This is a genomic window from Leucogemmata humicola, from assembly GCF_055379415.1.
The window spans coordinates 314,558-333,830 of record NZ_AP040875.1 but is presented as its reverse complement, the minus strand read 5'-3'; the positions used below and the strand labels follow the sequence as shown (position 1 = coordinate 333,830).

At 62.8% G+C, this 19,273-nt stretch carries 10 protein-coding genes; 6 read left to right on the top strand and 4 right to left on the bottom strand.

Translation table 11 applies throughout. The features are described from left to right. The first annotated feature begins 35 nt into the window (after positions 1-35). The gene (locus AC6H4Z_RS01385) at positions 36-6,560 is read left to right on the top strand and encodes an amino acid adenylation domain-containing protein (RefSeq protein WP_497544939.1); all 6,525 of its coding nucleotides are present in this window, start codon (positions 36-38) and stop codon (positions 6,558-6,560) included. Between the two features lie 90 nt (positions 6,561-6,650). On the opposite strand, the gene AC6H4Z_RS01380 is transcribed toward AC6H4Z_RS01385, so the two are convergent. Beyond that, positions 6,651-7,247: a 4'-phosphopantetheinyl transferase family protein gene (locus AC6H4Z_RS01380; RefSeq protein ID WP_497546999.1), complete on the bottom strand. Its 597-nt coding sequence runs from the start codon at positions 7,245-7,247 to the stop codon at positions 6,651-6,653. Between the two features lie 210 nt (positions 7,248-7,457). Between AC6H4Z_RS01380 and AC6H4Z_RS01375 the strand changes: the two genes are divergently transcribed. Further along, positions 7,458-8,195 carry an alpha/beta fold hydrolase gene (locus AC6H4Z_RS01375; RefSeq protein WP_497544938.1) on the top strand — a complete coding sequence of 246 codons (738 nt, stop codon included), beginning with the start codon at positions 7,458-7,460 and terminating at the stop codon, positions 8,193-8,195. After that, positions 8,183-9,094 (top strand): alpha/beta fold hydrolase, encoded by a 912-nt coding sequence (locus tag AC6H4Z_RS01370; RefSeq protein ID WP_497544937.1) that lies wholly within the window; start codon positions 8,183-8,185, stop codon positions 9,092-9,094. Before AC6H4Z_RS01375 ends, AC6H4Z_RS01370 begins: the two co-directional genes overlap by 13 nt. Before the next feature lie 7 nt (positions 9,095-9,101). Here AC6H4Z_RS01370 and AC6H4Z_RS01365 read toward each other — a convergent pair whose 3' ends face one another. After that, a complete protein-coding gene (locus tag AC6H4Z_RS01365) occupies positions 9,102-11,066 on the bottom strand; it encodes an amidohydrolase family protein (protein ID WP_497544936.1) in 1,965 nt (654 codons plus the stop codon). 99 nt (positions 11,067-11,165) lie between these two features. Here AC6H4Z_RS01365 and tet point away from each other — a divergent pair, with 99 nt between their 5' ends. After that, positions 11,166-12,347, top strand: a complete 1,182-nt coding sequence (gene tet / locus AC6H4Z_RS01360; protein WP_497544935.1) for a Tet(A)/Tet(B)/Tet(C) family tetracycline efflux MFS transporter — start codon at positions 11,166-11,168, stop codon at positions 12,345-12,347. Here the strand turns inward: tet and AC6H4Z_RS01355 are convergent. Both AC6H4Z_RS01355 and AC6H4Z_RS01350 read right to left on the bottom strand, forming a co-directional pair. Next, the gene (locus AC6H4Z_RS01355) at positions 12,344-14,980 is read right to left on the bottom strand and encodes an ABC transporter permease (protein ID WP_497544934.1); all 2,637 of its coding nucleotides are present in this window, start codon (positions 14,978-14,980) and stop codon (positions 12,344-12,346) included. The genes tet and AC6H4Z_RS01355 overlap by 4 nt on opposite strands. A 50-nt stretch (positions 14,981-15,030) precedes the next feature. Then, positions 15,031-15,384, bottom strand: coding sequence for a PadR family transcriptional regulator (locus AC6H4Z_RS01350; RefSeq protein ID WP_497544933.1), 354 nt, complete (start codon positions 15,382-15,384; stop codon positions 15,031-15,033). A gap of 147 nt (positions 15,385-15,531) precedes the next feature. Here AC6H4Z_RS01350 and AC6H4Z_RS01345 point away from each other — a divergent pair, with 147 nt between their 5' ends. Both AC6H4Z_RS01345 and AC6H4Z_RS01340 read left to right on the top strand, forming a co-directional pair. Next, the gene (locus tag AC6H4Z_RS01345; protein WP_497544932.1) at positions 15,532-17,196 is read left to right on the top strand and encodes a M20/M25/M40 family metallo-hydrolase; all 1,665 of its coding nucleotides are present in this window, start codon (positions 15,532-15,534) and stop codon (positions 17,194-17,196) included. Between the two features lie 210 nt (positions 17,197-17,406). After that, positions 17,407-19,239 (top strand): CocE/NonD family hydrolase, encoded by a 1,833-nt coding sequence (locus tag AC6H4Z_RS01340; RefSeq protein WP_497544931.1) that lies wholly within the window; start codon positions 17,407-17,409, stop codon positions 19,237-19,239. The last annotated feature ends 34 nt before the right edge of the window (positions 19,240-19,273 follow it).

The following is a 19,273-nucleotide window of genomic DNA, read 5'->3' as shown; positions in this document are numbered from 1 at the left end:
CCTCTGCCCGGTTTGCCGGGATGGTTGCCGCACCTGTGAGTACCACCATCGAACAATTCCTCGACGAACTCCAGGCGCTCGACGTCCGTGTGTGGTTCGACGATGGCCAGATCCGCTGCTCCGCGCCCAAGGGCGTGCTAACGGTCGAAATGCGCGAGCAATTGCGCATTCGAAAGGAGGAGTTGCGCGCGGTGTTGCAGACAGGCGGAGCAGGCCGCTCGCAGACACCGAATCGGCCAAGCGACGGTAGCGACGTGATTCCGCTATCGCCCGCGCAGGAACGCGTGTGGTTCTTTCAGCAACTGGAGCCGGATAGCTCGACGTACAACATGAGCGTCGTGCTCACGCTGCACGGGCCACTCGATGAGCAGATTCTCCGAGAGAGCCTCGGCGACATCGTTCGGCGACACGACGTGCTGCGAACGCGATTCCCACAGGTTGATGGCGAACCGCGACAGGTGGTTGACGCGAACACGCAGGTCCCGGTGCGCCTCGAGGACCTGTCGGTGCATGCCGGAACATCGCGCGACGCCGCGGCAGAACAGGTTTGGAAACGCGAAGGTGCAGCCGCGTTCGATCTCGCGGTTGACCTGCCGATTCGCATCGCCCTCATCCGTCTCGACGAGACCGAACACCAACTCGTCGTGACAATGCACCATATCGCGGCAGACGGCACCTCGCTCGTCGTGTTCATGCGCGAGCTAGTTGCGCACTACGACGCCCGCCGCGCTGGCAAAACGCCGAATGTCGCGGCCCTGCCGATCCAGTACGGTGCGTACGCCAAGTCGCAGCGAAGCTGGCTCGCCTCATCGGACGGGCGCCAGGCGCTGAAGTATTGGGTCGATCGGTTCTCCGGTGAACTGCCGACCCTCGAGCTTCCCGCCGATCGGCTTCGTCCCGCCGTTCAGACTTTTCGTGGCGCCGCGCAGAGCGTAACGCTCTCCAATGACACGTCGTCCCTGCTGCGCGCGCTGAGCCAGCGCCACGGCAGTACGCTATTCATGACACTGCTCGCGGCATTCAACGCGGTGCTGTTTCGTTTTACAGGCGATGAGGATATCGTCGTTGGCGCGCCCACGGCCGGTCGTGACGACGAAAAGATCGGCGGCCTCCTGGGAATGTTCGTCAACACGCTGGCGCTGCGCGTGGATCTCTCGGGCAATCCGACGTTCGACGATCTGCTCGTTCGCGTGCGCGACGTATGTCTCAAGGGATTTGCGAATCAGGATCTTCCCTTTGCGCGACTACTCGAGGCCCTGCGTCTTCCCCCGGACCTCAGCCGCACGCCGCTATTTCAGGTCATGCTCAACATGTTCACCCTCGGCGTCGACGAGGAAGTGCGTGTTGGCGACCTGACGTTCACATCGCCGCCATTCGACCGATTGGCTGCGGCGCATGACAGTCAATCCAAGTTCGATCTCACGGTCTACGCGCGCGATCACGCCGACGGAATCCGACTGTCATTGGTCTACAACGCGGATCTGTTTTCGGATTCGCGAATGGAAGGATTCGTACGACGCTTCGAGCAACTCATCGATGCGGTCGCGCGCAACCCGCAGCTGCGCATCGGCGACGTTCCACTCGGCGCGGCCGAGCCCCTATCGCGCCAACCGGTAGTTCACGCGCTTCGCCCGGCTCCGTTCGAACAGGTGCCCGCCGAGTTCGTGGAGGCATCGATCACTGCGCGCTTTGCCGACGTTGTACGGCGTCAGCCCGATCGAATCGCGATCTCGACTCCGGTGGAGCAGGTCACCTACGGAGCGCTCGACGCACTGTCGACGACGATCGCCGAACGTTTGAACGCCGCGGTCGAACAAGCGACGACCCACGTCGGCCTTCTGTGCGACCACGATGCAGCAATGGTTGGCGCAATCCTCGGCGTGCTCAAACAGGGGTCGGCGTATGTGCCGCTCGATCCCGCGTTCCCGGAAGATCGCCTCGCGCTCCTGCTCGACGACGCACGCGTGACGGTGCTCCTCGTTTCGCCCATACACGTCGAGCTAGCCGAGCGTTTGTCGAAAGGAACGCGTCGAATCGTTGCGATAGGTGCAGACGGTCCGCGAATTCCGGTCGCAGTGGCGCCGCAGCCCGATGCCACGGCGTACATCCTGTATACGTCGGGTTCGTCCGGGCGACCGAAGGGCATTTGGCAGAACCACCGCAATGTCCTTCACTACGTTCGTGCGTACGTGAATACGCTCGAAGTGACGTCGGCGGACCGACTGACGCTCGTCGCGTCGTACACGTTCGACGCATCCATCGTCGACATCTTCACGGCGCTCTTGAGTGGTGCGACGCTGTTTCCGGTCCAGCTTCGCGTCGCAGGACTTCTCGGAATCGCGCAGCTCCTACGCGACGAGAGAATCACGATCTATCACTCGACGCCGACCCTGTACCGGGCGCTCGCGCCGCATGTGGATCAGGATACTGCGTCGAGCATTCGCGCCGTTGTCCTGGGCGGTGAGAAGGTCCACGCGCAAGATGTCGCCACGTTCCGCGAGCGCTTCGACGAACGCGCCGTCTTCGTGAACCTGTACGGCGCGAGTGAAGTTACGATCGCGTCGATGGAACTACTCGTCGGCAGCGGTGAAAGCACGATGGGCGCAGTACCAGTCGGTCCGCCGGTTCATGACACCGAGATGCTTCTGCTCGACGCGGAAGGGCGCCCGACATCGGTCCGCGGCGAAATTGCCGTCACCAGCCGCCATCTCGCACTCGGTTACTGGAACGCGCCGGAACTTTCGGCCCGAGCATTTTCGGATGTTCCGTCCGGCGATGGACGACGCACCTACCGTACTGGAGATCTCGCTCGGCGCGGGCCGGATGGCGCGCTCGAGTTTCTCGGACGGAAGGACGCGCAGATCAAGATTCGCGGAATGCGTGTTGAGCCGGGCGAGATCGAGACTGTGCTCGCGAACCACGCTCGCGTCGCGCAGTGTGCCGTCACTGTCGATCGATCTGGCAAGGGCGACCCGGTGTTGCTCGCGTTCGTCGTGATCGATCCACCCGGTTCGATCACCACCGTGGAGCTGAAGGAGAATCTCCGTCGGTCCATTCCCGACTACATGATGCCGAGCGCAATCGTCGCGCTCGAAGCACTGCCACTCACACGAACCGGCAAGATCGATCGTCGCGCGCTGCCGTCGAGCCGCGAGCTCGGACTGGATCGCGAGGAATACCTCGGCGCACGCAATCCAACAGAACAACTTCTCGTCGAAATCTGGCAGGAAGTCCTGCAGGTCGACTCACTCGGCGTGCGCGACAACTTCTTTTCGTTAGGCGGCAATTCCCTCAATGCCACGCAGGTAATTGCTCGCCTGCGCGTCGTCAGTGGCATCGACATCCCGCTGCGCGCCCTGTTCACCGCGCCGACCATCGAAGGCCTGGCCGCCGTCATCCAGAGCTCGACGCAGACGGAGGCGGACACAGGTCCGAAACTCGCGCGGGTTGGCCAGACGGATGCGCCGTTGTCGTACGCGCAGGAACGCATGTGGTTCCTGCAACAGTTCCTTCCCGACGGCGCCGCATACAACATGGTTGCGTCGGTCGGGCTCAAAGGAGCGTTGAATCGCGACGCCTTGCTGGCGAGCGTGAATGACGTTGTTCAGCGCCACGAGATCCTTCGTTCGGTGTTTCGCCTGTCGGGCGCTGACCCACGTCAGCAGGTCGTTCCGCTCGCCAACCTTCCGCTCTTCGAGAAAGACGTCACTCACCTTCCGGCCGCAGACCGCCGCGCCGAAGCGGAGCGCATCGCGACCGAACTCGCACTGCGCCCCTTCGCCCTCGACGCAGCGCCTCCGTGGTGGATGCTGGTGGTGCGCATCGACGACGACGACTACGCCTGCGTATTTGGCTTTCATCACATTCTCGGCGACATGTGGTCGTTCGGCGTCTTCGGCACCGAGCTGTCGCGCTTCTACAATGCTCGCGTCGGCGCCAAGCCGCTCGCGGTTGTGCCGCTCGACATTCAGTACAGCGACTTTTCGATTTGGCAGCGCGAATGGCTCGAAGGCGCTCGACTCGAAACGCAGCTCGCGTACTGGAAGCCAAGACTCGCTGGACTGTCGCCGCTCGAATTGCCGACCGACCGACCGCGCCCAGCGATTCAGACCGCGAGCGGCGATCGCATCGGACTCGAACTGCCAGAGGGTCTCGCCGAACGCGTTCGCGCGTTCAGCATTCGCGAGGGCGTCACGCCATTCATGACACTCTTTGCCGCCTTCAACGTCCTACTCCATCGATACAGCGGACAGGAGGACATCGCCATCGGTGTTCCAATTGCCAACCGCACGCAAGTCGGCGTCGAAGGTCTGATCGGTACGTTTGTAAATACGCTCGTCCATCGGAACGATCTCTCTGGCGATCCGTCGTTCCACGATCTGCTGCAACGCGTGCGCGGCGTCGCACTCGACGCGTATGCGCACCAGGATCTTCCGTTCGAACGCCTCGTGCGCGACCTGGCTCCTGAGCGCGACGCCAGTCGCACGCCTGTGTTTCAAGTCCTCTTCAACATGGCGAACGCCCCGCAACGCGGAACGACCCTCGATGGGCTCGTGAGCGAGCCGTTCGAGGTCAGTCGCCGCGCGGCGCAGTTCGACCTCACGCTGAACGCACGCATCGGCGAACAGTCATGGATCATGGCGACGTTCAACACCGATCTGTTCGATCGCAGCACAGCCGAACGTCTGCTACAGAACTACGCCACGCTCCTCGATGCCGTCACGAAAGCGCCGAAGCTGCCAATCAGCCGCGCCGCCGTCATGCCGGACGCCGAGTTGCGTGCGCTGATCACCGAACGGAATGCGACCACCGCGGAATACCCGCGTGAATCGGTCACCGCGCTTGTCTCGGCGCAGGCCGCGCGAACGCCAACGGCCGTCGCGGTCGAATTCGGAAACGTTTCCCTCAGCTACGCAGAACTCGACGAGCGCTCGAATCGCCTCGCCCATTATCTAAGAAGCAAGGGTGTCACCACCGGCGGTCTGGTTGGCGTGTGCGTCAACCGATCGGCGGAAATGGTCGTTGCGCTTCTGGGCGTGCTCAAAGCCGGCGCGGCATACGTTCCGATCGATCCGACCTATCCGGCACACCGCGTCCAGTTCATGCTCGACGACAGCGGTGCTGGAACGCTCATTACAGAATCGGCATTACTGCGTCGCCTGCCGGAGTCGAAGGCCACGGTTGTCGGCCTGGACCGCGAAGCGGGCGCAATCGCCGGCGAATCCGCGTCCGCTCTCGAGTCGTCTCCAACGCACGCGGATCGCGCGTACATCATCTACACGTCTGGCTCCACCGGAAATCCCAAGGGCGTCGAGATCCCGCACGGCGCACTCGTGAATTTCCTGTGGTCCATGCGCGAGACGCCTGGCATGCGCGACACGGACTCGCTGCTGGCCGTGACGACGATTTCGTTCGACATCGCGGGTCTCGAGCTCTATCTACCGCTCGTCTGTGGAGCGACGATCATCCTCGCGAGCACCGACGTCGCCGGCGATGGACGCCGACTCCGTGAGTTGCTCGAACGACGGTCGCCCACGGTCATGCAAGCAACGCCCGCAACGTGGCGCGCACTCATCGACGCCGGATGGCAAGGGAATCCTGCAGGTCTGAAGATTCTGTGCGGCGGTGAAGCCATGCCGCGCGAACTTGCCGACGGACTCCTATCGCGCGCTGCCGAGGTGTGGAACGTCTACGGTCCGACCGAGACGACGATCTGGTCGACGCTCCATCGCGTCACCAACGGAACTGACGCCGTTCCAATCGGCGTGCCGATGGCGAACACACGCGTCTACGTCCTCGACCAACAGCGCCAACCGGTGCCAATCGGCGTTCATGGCGAGCTCTACATCGCCGGCGACGGCGTGGCACTCGGCTACCTCAATCGGCCGGAGCTCACCGCCGAACGGTTTGTTGCGGATCCCTTCGCCGCTAACGGAAGCCGGATGTACCGCACCGGCGATCGCGCGAAGTTCCGACGCGACGGCACGCTCGAGCACCTCGGCCGACTCGATCATCAGGTAAAGGTTCGGGGGTATCGCATTGAACTCGGCGAGATCGAAGCGGCGCTCGACCGTCTGCCCGCAACCAATCAGAGCGTGGTCGACGTCAAACAGGATCGATTGGTCGCGTACGTAGTCTTTGAGCCGGAGCAGAACCTCACGGCGTCGGAAATTCGCGCGGCGCTGCGGGATACCTTGCCCGACTACATGGTGCCGTCGCTGGTCGTTCCAATGGATCGACTGCCGCTCACGCCGAACGGGAAGGTCGACCGTAAGGCACTGCCCGATCCTCTTCGTTCGGCAAACCGCCGAGAGGTCGCGTTTCAGCCGCCGACCACTCCAATGGAGATCGCCATCGCCGACGTCTGGAAGGAGACCCTCGGCGTGGAGCGTGTGAGCACGAGCGACAATTTCTTCGAGCTCGGCGGCCATTCACTACTGTCGATGCGCGTGGTCCACGAGATCCACGCCCGGACCGGCTGGCGGCCGGACCCCCGTCTCTTTTTCTTCGAAAATCTCGGGAAAATCGCCGCGGCCAAGCCAGACGTTTCCGCTAGCTAGCGCCGAGGGCTTGGATTCGGGCTCCCGGTCTCGATTTGGGAGCCGAATCTCGCCCTGAGGGGTTGCGCCCGCCCCAATTCGATGGGAAGCTCAACACGGTCGTGTCTGCGCGTTAAGATTCGCATATACGAACGTGAATACGAACGGCTTCGCAATCGCGACGCGCCCGTTCAGCTTCAAAAGATCGAGGCCGTTGGGCGGCGGAACTGTCGGTTCGGCAACCGCGAACGTTAGACGCACGGGATCGATTACGACGGAAAGGTCGAGAAAATCCAGTGTTTCCCCGCAGAGTGGCCAGATGCATTTGTGGATCGACTCTTTAGCTGAGAAGATCACTTTCGCCCAGTCGACATTGGTCGAGGACTGGCCTCGCAGCCACTCGATCTCGCGTGGCGTACACACCAGCGAGACCAGGTCGTTCGCCAACGGCTCGTCGACTTCGGCGTCGATCCCGATGGACAGCAGCTTGTCCGACGAGGTCACCGCCGCGCCCACAAATCCGGTGCAGTGCGTGATGCTGCCGATCACCCCTGCCGGCCAAACCGGAGCGCGCCTCGGACCGACTGGGATAGCGGCGTTGCCCTGTCCGAGTCGGGCCATTGCACGTCGTGCGCACCAACGGCCGAGTGCGAACTCGCGCCGCCGCGAGGGCACCGCATCGGCCACGGCGTCGGTCTCGGCATCCATCAATGGCGGCGGCGTTTCGCTGCCATCCGATGTCACGACGCTGACGGTATCCGGAAATAGGCTCCGAAAGGCTGCGTCGGGAGCCAGCGGGTGCGACTCGATTTGGTTCACCGAACGGTTGAGATCGGCCTCGGCCAGCGATGTGCAGAAGGGGAGAATATCGGCGAACGGAAGCGTTCCGGTACCCCATCCACATAGAAGGGCCCCCAGGTGAATCCGTTCTTCTTTGGGAGTTCGGCGAATCAATTGTTCGGAGCCTATGAACCTGCTGCGAGGCAGACTGGGAGCTCCGGAGTCGTACTGTGCCCGCCCTTTGGCGAGGAATACCTGCAGGCCCACGGGTCCCTCCGGCTGCTGGCCCGCCAGCTCAGCGACGCCAACTTGGACGTGCTTCGGTTCGACTACTCGGGCACGGGCGACTCGGCCGGCGAATTCGAGGACGTTGACCCCGACCGGTGGACATCGGACATCGAAACGGCCATCACTGAACTGAGGGATGTTTCGCAAGTTTCGCGGGTCACCCTGGTCGGGCTGCGCTTCGGCGCTGCCCTTGCTGCGATGGCGGCTGGAACCCGACCAGACGTGGACCGATTGGTTTTGTGGGACGCGATTTGCGACGGGCCTGCGTACCTGCAGGAGATTGGCGCTGCGGCAGCAACGGCAGATCAGACGATTGATGCCCGTGGAGTCGGCATGACTCCACGCATGCGGGATGCGATTGCCGCGGTGACGATGAACAGTTTTGGACCGCCGTTGCCGAAAACTCTGGTAATGAGCTGCGCACCAGCCGCCGATTCCGGACGCGCACTCGCCGACTTCCTGTCGAAACAGGGCGTCGACGTGGAGTTCGAGCACGTACCTGACGTTCCTGCGTGGGGAGGCTCGAGAATCGGGCCGGCCGCCATGCCCGTGACGGCCATGAGGAGAATCGTCGCATGGCTGGCGTGACAGGATCGTACCGGGAATCGGTCGTGACCTTCGGCGAGGAGGGCGCGCTCGTCGGCATTTTGACCATGCCGTCGAAGCCCAACCCCGACGCGCCGGTCGTCATCTTCCTGAACTCCGGCATCATCCATCGCGTCGGGGCAAATCGCATCTACGTCGCGTTCTCACGTGCGCTGGCTGCCGCAGGCGTGCCCTCATTGCGCTTCGATCTCGCCGGTATCGGCGACTCGGAGCGACGTAGCTCGGGCGAATCGCTTCAGGAGTCTGTGCATGAAGACATCACGGCAGCGATCGACTTTCTCGCCCGCACACATCGCGTGTCGCGCGTCGCGCTGATCGGCCTATGCTCGGGCGCGTTCGACGCGTTCGACCATGCGCGCCGAGACCCGCGAGTCGTTGGCGCGGCGATGCTCGACATGCCCGGGCCGTTCCGCAACTGGAGCTACTTCGCCGTGTTCGCCGGCGAGCGACTCATGCATCCGGTGAGTTGGCGACGCCGAGTTCTCGCGCTTACTCGGATGAACTCGCTCCTCGCTATCGCGCGTCCAAAACGCAAAGCAGAAGGAGCAGTCTTTCTTCCCGGCGTGCGCGGCGTTCGAACGCGCGCTGAGATGAGCGAGCAACTCAAATCGCTCCTCTCGCGAGGCGTCAAGCTCGCGTTCCTGTTTACTGGTGGGCTCGAGGAGCAGTACAACCATCGGCTGCAGTTCAACATTCGTTTTCCGAGGGCCGCGTCGCACCCATCGGTTCGCGTGGAATTCGTTTCGTGGAGCGACCACACGTTGTCCACGCGCGACGCACGCACTCACGTCGCGAATTGGCTGCGGCAGTGGGTTCTCGAGGAAATGATTGTTCCCGGTGCCGCGCACGCGCCGGCGGAAACGCCGGTCGCGCTCGTCTAGCTAGCGACTACGGCGTAAAACCCGCGGCGCGCCAAAGCGCCGCGCTGTCGAACAACGATCCGCGCGTCATCACCCATCGCACCGAGCGAATGTTCGAGATGTTGTCGAGCGGATTCGCATCGAGCACAAGCAGGTCTGCGCGTTTGCCCGCTTCGATCGTACCAATCTCGTTGTCCAGGCGCATCGCTTTGGCGGGAACCGCTGTTGCAGCGCGAAGTGCTTCCATTGGTGTGAAGCCAGCCATCGCGTACAACTCGATCTCACGATAAACGCTGAAACCAGGAACGCCTTCGTCGGTGCCAGCCACGATTGGGATTCCCGCGTCGTGTAGCGCGCGAACGGTCTGGAGCGAACGCGCGAGACGAGCATGCGCCGCCGCGGTATCGGGGCTCGGCGTTCCCCAGCTAGCTGCGCGAACCTGAACGAATGGTCCCGGCAGATGCTGCACGACGGGTTGAAAGTTCTGCAGCGGCTCCGCGGTCGAGTGGCCGCCAATCTCGTTCCACGATGCCGTGGGATCGATCACAGTTCCGTGCGCGCGCAGATGCTCGATGATCTTCGCGAGTGAATCGGGCGACACGTCGGCGCGAATTGGCAGATGCGCCACCTGATCCATTCCTGAATCGACCGCGGCAAGCAGCGAGAGCGACGTCGGAATATGGCCGGTCACCGTCATGCCGAGCGAATGCGCCTCCTGACAGATCGCCGCCACGACGGCAGGAGAAAGCAGCGAATACAGCTTCATCTGCTCGAATCCGAGATCGTGATAGCGACGCACTATTGCTCGGCCTTCTTCCGGTGTCGTTGCACTGAATGCGCCGAAGGCATTCGGACCGCCTCCGTCGACGAGACCGGCCAGTAGCACGCGCGGGCCGCGCACCGTGTTCGCCTCGATCGACGAACGGAGCGCGGTGATGAACGCGAGCTCATTGCCCATATCCCGCACCGTCGTCACGCCAGCGGCGACATACACCGACGCCCACTCGGATTGATGCAGGTGTGCGTGCATGTCCCAAAGACCCGGCACGATCGTCTTGCCGCGCACGTCGATGCGCCGCGCACCAGCAGGAATCTTGACTGCGCTGCGTGATCCAGCCGCGATGATCTTGCCGTTGTCGACGACAACAGTCGCGTCGCTCACAGCATCGCGACCGGTGCCGTCGATCAGTGTCGCGCCAACAAGCGCAATCGCGCCGCTCGCCAACGGTTTTGTTTTCTTTGAAATCGCTGCGAGATCTTTCAGGGCCGCGTGCGCAGCCACAGTCATCAACTCGTCGTACGACGGGATCAGGTCGGCACGCACACCTTTCGTCGACAACCCACCGCCGCCGGCCGCGAACATCGCGAGCCTGTCAGACGCGTCGAACCACGCGTACTCGGTGCCCCACACAACGCCATCGATGCCATAGCGCGTGAGCACCGTCCGCTGTGCGCCCTTCCCTACTGTGTCGGCGCCGAGTCGTTTGATCGCAATCGTCGCCGAATCACCGGGAACCAGCGTGAGTCGCGCCGGCGAGCCATTCGCTTTCCAATAGCGCAGCAGCGGAATGTGCTGCGCCATCGGTGAGTACGGCGACAGCGCGAACGCGGCGCCGCTGAGTTCGACCGTGCTGGTCTTGCCATTGCGCAGCACAGACGCGTGCCTGCCATCGATCTCGACGCGCGTGACGAGCGTTCGTGTCGTATCAGCAAGGCGCACGACCTCGAGGCGACGCGGGGCGAAACGTGCGCCCATCTCCAACGTCGCCTGCAAATGATTGCGTCGACCGCGATCGATGTAGTCAAAGTCGGACCACAACTTCGAACCATCAGCATCCGTCGTGAAATCGTAGCGCTCCCAGCCAACCGGCCGGCCAACGTAATAAATACGCAACGAATCGCGCGGCGTTTGCGCGCCAGCGGCGGCGATTGCAGTCACGCCGCAGAGAGCGGCGCGGCGAAGTGCGTTCGGAATAAGCAAGCGAGTGACCATGTGTAAAGCATTGCTCACGCCGACGGAAAACGCGAGACCGTCACACCGACTCGCTAGTTTTGACGGACGTTATTGCCACGCCGCCCGGATTCGTCACGAATGAACAAGCGTCTCTTCGTCATTCTCTCGATCATCACGCTCGACGCGATCGGGATTGGACTGATCTTTCCGATTCTTCCGAGCCTCCTCAAAGAGGTCACGGGATCGGGCGAAGTCTCCGTGCTGTACGGCGTCATTCTCGCGCTCTACTCCACGGCGCAATTCATCTTTTCGCCCGTGCTCGGCGCGCTCAGCGACCGCTTTGGCCGTCGCCCCGTGCTGCTCGTGTCGATCGCCGGCGCGACGATCGACTTCCTCGTCATGGCGACGTCGAAATCATTCTGGGTGCTCCTGATCGGGCGAGGCATTTCCGGAATGACCGCGGCGAACATGGCGGTGGCCACGGCGTATATCTCCGATATCACCGAAGAACACGAACGCGCACAACGCTTCGGCTACATGAGCGCGTGCTTCGGCATCGGTTTCATCGTTGGCCCGGTGTTCGGCGGCCTACTCGGTGCAGCGTCGCTGCGCGCGCCGTTTCTCGCCGCGGCAGTGCTCAACGCGCTGAATTTTGTGCTCGTGTACACCGTGCTGCCAGAGTCACGCACAATCGAGCCATCGCAATTCGATCTCTTCGCGATCAATCCGCTCGCGCCGATGCGTCGCGCGTTCAGCCTCAAGGCGCTCGTTCCGCTGTTTGCGATCAGCTTCATCTTTGGACTCGTCGGCAACATCCCTGGTACGGTTTGGGTGTTATACACGCAGGACAAGTTCCGATGGAACGGCGTGACGGTCGGACTATCACTGGCGGCATTCGGATTGTGTCACGCCGGTGCGCAGGCGTTTCTCACTGGCCCAATCTCCAAGCGCTTTGGCGAGATCAAGACGATCGTCATTGGCATCGTGTTCGATGGGATGGCGTTTGTGCTCGTGGGCCTGGCCACACAGGGATGGATGGCGTTTGCGCTCTCGCCGTTCTTTGCGCTGGGCGGCGTTGGCCTCCCCGCGCTGCAATCGTTGATGGCGAATCAGGTCAGCGACGACAAGCAGGGCGAGCTTCAGGGCGTACTCGCGAGCCTCACGAGTCTCACCGCGATCATTGGTCCACTCGTGGGTACAGCCTTCTACGCCTACACGCGGCACACGTGGATCGGCGCAGTCTGGATCCTCGGTGCGCTTCTCTACGTGTTCGCGTTTCCCCTGCTCTTCACACAGCGCAAACGCGCCGCAGTCGGTTAGTCTGCTCGTAGCGCGGTCAAAGGGTCGACGCGCGATGCGCGTCGTGCCGGGAGGTAGCTCGACAATGCTGCCACCGCCGCGAGCACGAGCGCGACGCTCGCCAGCGAGAGTGGATCCCGCGGACTCACGCCGTACAGCATGGTGGAGAGGATGCGCGATAGCGCGAGCGCACCGATCAATCCCACCAGCAACCCGACGACTGCGGGGCGCATTCCCTGCGCAACGATGAGGGAGACCACACTCCGTGGCCGCGCACCGAGTGCCATGCGTACACCTATTTCGTGCACGCGCTGCGCAACCGAGTATGCGACGACCCCGTAAATACCAACGCAGGTGAGCGTCAGCGCGATCAGTGCGAAAACCGTCATGAGCACCATGGCAAAGCGACGCCACGACAGCGAGCGCGACACGATGTCGGTCATTGCAGCGATATCAGGCGCGCGCATTCGCGGGTCCGTCTCCGCAATCGCTCGACGCAACGCGCCGGCGGCAATGCTGGCATCGCTCGCTCGAACGACAAATGCGGGGAGCTTCGCAAATGCCTTCGGCACCTGCGCCTGCGGCACCCAAACAGTGTGCCGGGGCCGCTTTTGCTCGAGTGACATATCGCGCAGATCCGGAACCACACCGACGATCTCGCGCGGTGGATCAGCGAATGCTGGTCCAATCAACTTGCCTTTGAACTGCCCGAGGAGGAGGCGTTGGCCGATCGGACTCTGATTGGGCCAATAGCGCTTAGCGAACGACTCGCTGATGATCGCGACCGCGGGCGCGCCCCGGGTATCAGACTCGAGGATGTCGCGACCGGCAGTCACGTGAATGCCCATCGTTTGAAAGTACGAAGGACTCATCGAGCGCCATTCCATGCCGCCTTCCGTATCGTCCGGCCGCCCCTCGACTGTCATCGGAAGATTCCAACCGCGCTGTAACGGGAGCGTGAACGTCGCCGCTGCGGAGGCAATGCCCGGTGCCGTGCGCAACCGATCCATCACGCGCTGCTCGAATTGCAAGATCGCCGCGGCCGAGTCATAGCCCGCGGGCGTGCGAGTGATCGATGCAGTGAAGATTCCCTCGCGTTGAAATCCCGGATCGACCGCGGTGAGTCGCGCAAAGCTCGCGATCAACAAGCCAGCGCCAGCCAGCAGGATCATCGCGATCGCCGACTCGGCGGACACCAGCACCGCGCGAAGCCGCGTTTGACGTCGACCTGGAGAGCCGCGCGTGCCCGCCGCAAGCGACTTCGTGAGGTCGACGCGTGTTGCCGCAAGTGCAACCGTGAGACCGATGACGAGGCTTGCAGCCACCGTTACGAGCGTGGTGTACACGAGCACACGCGGGTCGAGCTTGAGCTGACTGTCTCGCAGCAGCGCGCCGTTGGCGAGAGCTACAATGCCGCGCACGCTGGCAAGACTCGCGGCCGTCGCAAGTACCGCCGAAACCACGCCGAGCACCACCATTTCGAGAACGACCTGACGCGCCAGACGGCCGCGGCCTGCACCAAGCGCCGTGCGGACAGCGAATTCGCGTTGACGGCTCAGCGATCGCGCCAGCACGAGATTCGTCACGTTGGCGCACGCCAGTACGAGCACGAACAGCGTTGCGCCAAGCATGATCCAGAGCACCGACGAGAGACCGCCGGTGAACAAACTTTGATAGGTGTAGAGTTTGACGCCACGGTCGTCCTTCTGAACGACCTCTGCGCTCTTGAACACCTCGAAGACTCGATCCATGTCGGCATCGAGCTGCGCTGGAGTCACGCCGTTTCGCAGTCGTCCAACCACCGTGAAGTTGTTGCCGCCCTCTGCCAGTTGCTCGCTCGTGAACGCAAGTGGGACGAGCACCTGCGCCCACTCGCTCTGATCCGCCACTTCGAACGACGCCGGCATGACGCCGGCAACGGTGTACGGATGTCCGTCGAGGCGAATGGTGCGACCAATCGCGTTCGGATCGCCAGCGAACTGGCTGGTCCACAGCTCGCGGCTCAGAATCACGACGGGTGGTGCGTCCTGGGCGAACTCCTCTTTCGAAAATCCTCGACCCAGGCTGGGTTGCATTCCGATGACGCGCAGATAGTCGGTGGTGATGCGCATGCCACGCACGACCGGCCCGGACTGATCGTCGCCGACGACTGCTTCGAAACCGCTTGACGTGGCGAGCCCGTCGAACACACGACTGTTCTGTTGCCAGAATGTGAATTTCTTGGGTGACAGTGCGCCAGCGCCGTCGCCCTTCGTCCACTTCCAGCCGAGGTAGACGATGCGGTCGGGATTCGGATAGGGCAGCGGGTGCAACACCACCCGGTCGACGGCGTGGAAGATCGCGGTCGTCGCCGAGATGCCGAGCGTCAATGTGGCGATCACCACGCCCGCGAACACCGGCTGTCGCACCAACGAACGAATCGTGTAGCGAATGTCGTCTCGCAGCGTGTCGAATCGGTCAGTCATGGTGCGTCTCCGTTGTGCGCTTCGATCGAAGCGTTCGACTTCTGTTTCGATGCGCTGGTAGTCGCCAAAGCGTCGTCGCGCTTCAAGCTCGGCGTCGGCACGCGATAGTCCGTGCGACATCAGCTCGTCGATTCGCCCTTCGATATGAAATCCGAGTTCTGCATTGACGTCGGCGTGAACGCGTCGCATGCCGAGCGGGAGACGGAAGACGCGACGCAAGCCCGGCCAGTTGCGTGGGCTCACGACTCTGCCCCCTTCGCATCAATGAGCCACGCAACGGCCTCGGAGTAGCGCGCCCACTTGGAAAGCTCGGCGTTGAGTTGGCGCCGGCCGGCAGTGGTGAGTCGATAGAACTTCGCGCGACGGCCAACGTCGGTATGACCCCACTCGGCGTCGAGCCAGCCTTTGTCTTCCATGCGATGGAGCGCCGGATACAACGCGCCTTCTTCGATCTGCAGGCGCTGTCGCGTCGATCGTTCGATCCATTGCAACACGGCCAGGCCGTGCATCGGCCCCCAGGACAGTGTCTTGAGCACGAGCAGATCGAGCGTTCCGCGTAGGAGCTCGAGGTCGTTCGCGGCGGCCGGCGTCATCGGGTGTCTCCTAACCTAAGAAGCTTAGGTTAGAATAGGACTCGGAGACGCCAATCGTCAATAGCCGGTTTGGCGCGCCCGCGGATCGTGCTTTCAAAGGCGACGCAGTAGCTTCTCCGGGACGAATCGTCTCCCAAGGAGCTCCTTATGTTCGCCAGGACTTGCCGACACACGGCAATTCTTCTTCTCTCGGTCGCGACTGCGGCGTCTGCACAACAAGCGGAGCGCATCGACGCCGATCTGAACGCAAAGATTCGCACTGAGGGTCTCGACCACTCGAAGATCATGTGGATCGAGCATTTTCTCACGGACGTTTACGGCCCACGCCCGATCGGCTCGCCTAACCACGTTGCCGCCGCCAACTGGGCAGTGAAGACGATGACGAGTTGGGGCATGAAGAACGCGCACCTCGAGCCGTTCACCTGGCGTGGTGTTGGTTGGCTGCCGGGCAAGGCGACGGGATTCATCACGTCGCCCGTGAAAGCGAATCTCAAATTCGAAGCGGTACCGTGGTCGCCATCGACCAAGGGCACCGTCAGCGGCGAAGTCGTGAGTATCGTACCGCCTGAATCACCGACCGACGAAGAGCTCACGGCATTCCTGAAGCCACTCGCATCGAAGGTGAAGGGCGGCATCGTCATGGTTGGCGCGCCGCCGAACGTGCCGGTGAATTTCAATGAGCGTCCCAAGCGCACGCCCGACGAGCAGGCCAAGGCGCGCTACCAGCCCGATCCCAACGCGCCAGAGGGTGGTCGCGGCGGACGCGGTGGTGGGCCCGGCGGTGCTGGTGGTGGACGCGGTGGTCGCGGCGCACAAACGCCGCCGCCCGAAGGACACCTCTCGGCGCAGCAGGTCAATCAGCGTATTACAGCGTTCCTTCGCGAGAACATGCCTGCGCTCAAGCTGAATGCGCAGGGCGGCGGCCGAATTCCGGGCGTCATCGTCGCACAGAACGGCGCGGGGCAGATCTACAACGACACTACGCCGCAGCCGCCGGCCGTCATTCTTCGCACCGATGACTACGGCCGAATCTTCCGCATCATCGCCGACGGCACGCCGGTGAAGGTCGAGTTCAACGTCGAGAATCAGTACTTCCCCGAGGGCAAGACCTCGTACGTCACGGTCGCCGAAATTCCCGGCACCGACAAGTCGGACGAAGTCGTGATGCTCGGCGGTCATCTCGACTCGTGGACCAGCGCGACTGGCGCTACGGACAACGCCATCGGCTGCGCCATCATGATGGAAGCCGCACGCATCCTTCTCGCGACGGGCGCCAAGCCGCGCCGCACGATTCGCGTCGCACTCTGGAGCGGCGAGGAAGAAGGCCTGCTTGGATCCTTCGCATACGTCAAAGACCATTTCGGCAGCGCCGAATCGCCAACAAAAGACTTCAACAAGCTCGACGCGTATTGGAACATCGACGACGGCACGGGGCGCGTGCGCGGCGCGTCGGTGTTTGGGCCGCCGGAAGCGGCGGCGATCGTCGCACAGTACTTCAAGCCGTTCGAGGAGTGGGGCATCTACGGAGCATCGGCGTCGACGGCGCGCGTCGAAGGCGGCAGCGACAACGGTGCATTCGCGGTGGCCGGCCTGCCCGGCATCGGCACACAGCAGGACAACATCGAGTACAACAGCACCACGTGGCACACGAACCTCGACACGTACGAGCGTATCGTGCCGGAAGACGTGATGCACAACGCGGTGATCACGGCGTCGCTCATGATTCACCTGGCGAACCGCGATCAGATGTTGCCGAGGTTCGCTCCGGATCAGATGCCGGCAATTCCGGCGGGGCGTCGCGGGGGGAACTAGACGCGTCGAGCTAAACGCGCAATGCGCTACCGCGGCCGTTTCCAGATTGCCGCTACGAATGGGGCCGATTTCCCGGTGCAGTCCTCACCGAGAGATCGGCCCCTCGTGCGTCGGGCGCTCGCATTCTGCCGGGTTCGCCCTCAGTGTTAGGTGACGCGAATTCCTGGCGCCAGTGCTGTAGTCACCTTCCTGAGAATGAAGGAAATGCCCATGACGATGCGGCCTCGTTTGACTCGCCTTCGCTTTGCGCTCGGAAGTCTCGCTGCGCTCGTTGTCTCGACGCAGGCCCACGCCCAAGTCGAGGGTCCCTTTCCCCGCCCTGTTGGCACGCATCAGGTAACGGTTGAGCGATCCATAATGGTGCCGATGCGCGACGGCGTTCGGCTAGCCACCGATCTCTATCGCCCGTCAGATATGACTGGGCCGCTTCCGACAATCCTCATGCGCACTCCCTACAACAAGAATGGGAACGCGGGGCCGGCGAACTATTTCGCGTCGCACGGCTATGCGGTGGCCGTGCAGGACGTACGCGGCAAGTTTGCGTCGGAAGGGCAATTCCACGTCTACGAAGGCGACATCACTGACTGGACCGACGCGTTCGACTGGGCAGGCGCGCAGCCGTGGAGCACCAAGCGTATCGGCACCTTCGGCTGCTCATACCTCGGCGAACAGCAGATCGTGGCCGCACAGCAGCGCCATCCAATGCACATCGCCGCCATCGCACAGGCGGCTGGCGGAAATCTCGGACGCGTTGGGCGCCATCGCACGTTCTGGGGATCGGTCGAAGGTGGAGCGACCGCGGTGTCGATCAACTTTGGCTGGATGCCGACGTGGGCGTCGCTCGATAAGGGGCAGCGTCCGCCACCAAAGGTCGAGGCCGCGAGCTTCCTGCGCAGCCTCCCGCTTATAGACATGACCGATCGCGCCGGCTCGCCATCGTGGGATTGGCGGAATTTTCTCGAGCGGTCGCCCGACGATCCGTGGTGGGACAAGCAGGGTTATCTGACCGCAGACGACAGCGTGAGCGTGGCCGCGCTGCATGTCTCGTCGTGGTTCGACATGGCCAGCGAAGCGCTCGAGGAGCGCGCCATCTTCCAGAAGAACGGAACGAATGCACGCGCGCGCGAAAACCAGTACGCCATCATCTCGCCAACCACGCACTGCGCATCAGAGCGCGCGTCGAGTCAGACGAAGGCAGGCTCGCTCGACGTCGGCGATGCACGCCTCCACAACTGGGACATCTACCTCGCCTGGTTCGACCGCTGGCTCAGAGGAAACGAGCACGCGATCGATTCGCTGCCGCGCATCCAGTACTACACGATCGGTCGTAACGCATGGCGTTCGTCCAACACGTGGCCCGTCGCAGGCATGCGTGAGACGCCGTTCTATCTCGCGAGCGGCGGCAGCGCGAATACGGCAAAGGGAAATGGTCGCTTGACCCTCACGCCACCGCCGGCAAACGCGCCGGCAGACACATTCACATACGACCCAGAGAATCCGGTTCCGTCGCGCGGCGGTTCGATCTGCTGCACCGGCAATCCGAAAGACGTTCCTGGTTCGTTCGATCACGCCGACATCGAGGCGCGGCCCGACGTCCTCGTCTACACCGGCGATGTACTTCGCGATGGTCTCGAGCTCACCGGAACGATGCGCGCTATCGTGAGCTTCAGTTCCGACGCGCTCGACACGGACGTCACTGTGAAGCTGCTGGACGTCTTTCCCGATGGTCGTTCGATGAACATGATCGAAGGTATTACACGCGTGCGGTATCGCGACGGCTTCGACAAGCCGAAGATGATGGCGCCGAACACGGTGTACGAAGTGCCCGTCGATCTACACGCGACATCGTGGTATCTGCCGCCGGGACATCGGCTGCGCGTGCAGATATCGAGCTCGAACTTTCCCCGCTTCGATCGCAACCTGAACACGGGCGGACACAACTACGACGAGACAACGTGGCGTGTCGCGAAGAACTCCGTACATCACTCGGCGACGCACCTGTCCCGACTCATTCTTCCGGTGGTAGCAGGCACGGGACGATAAACTGCGAAGGCGGCGAACTAGCTAGACAATTGAG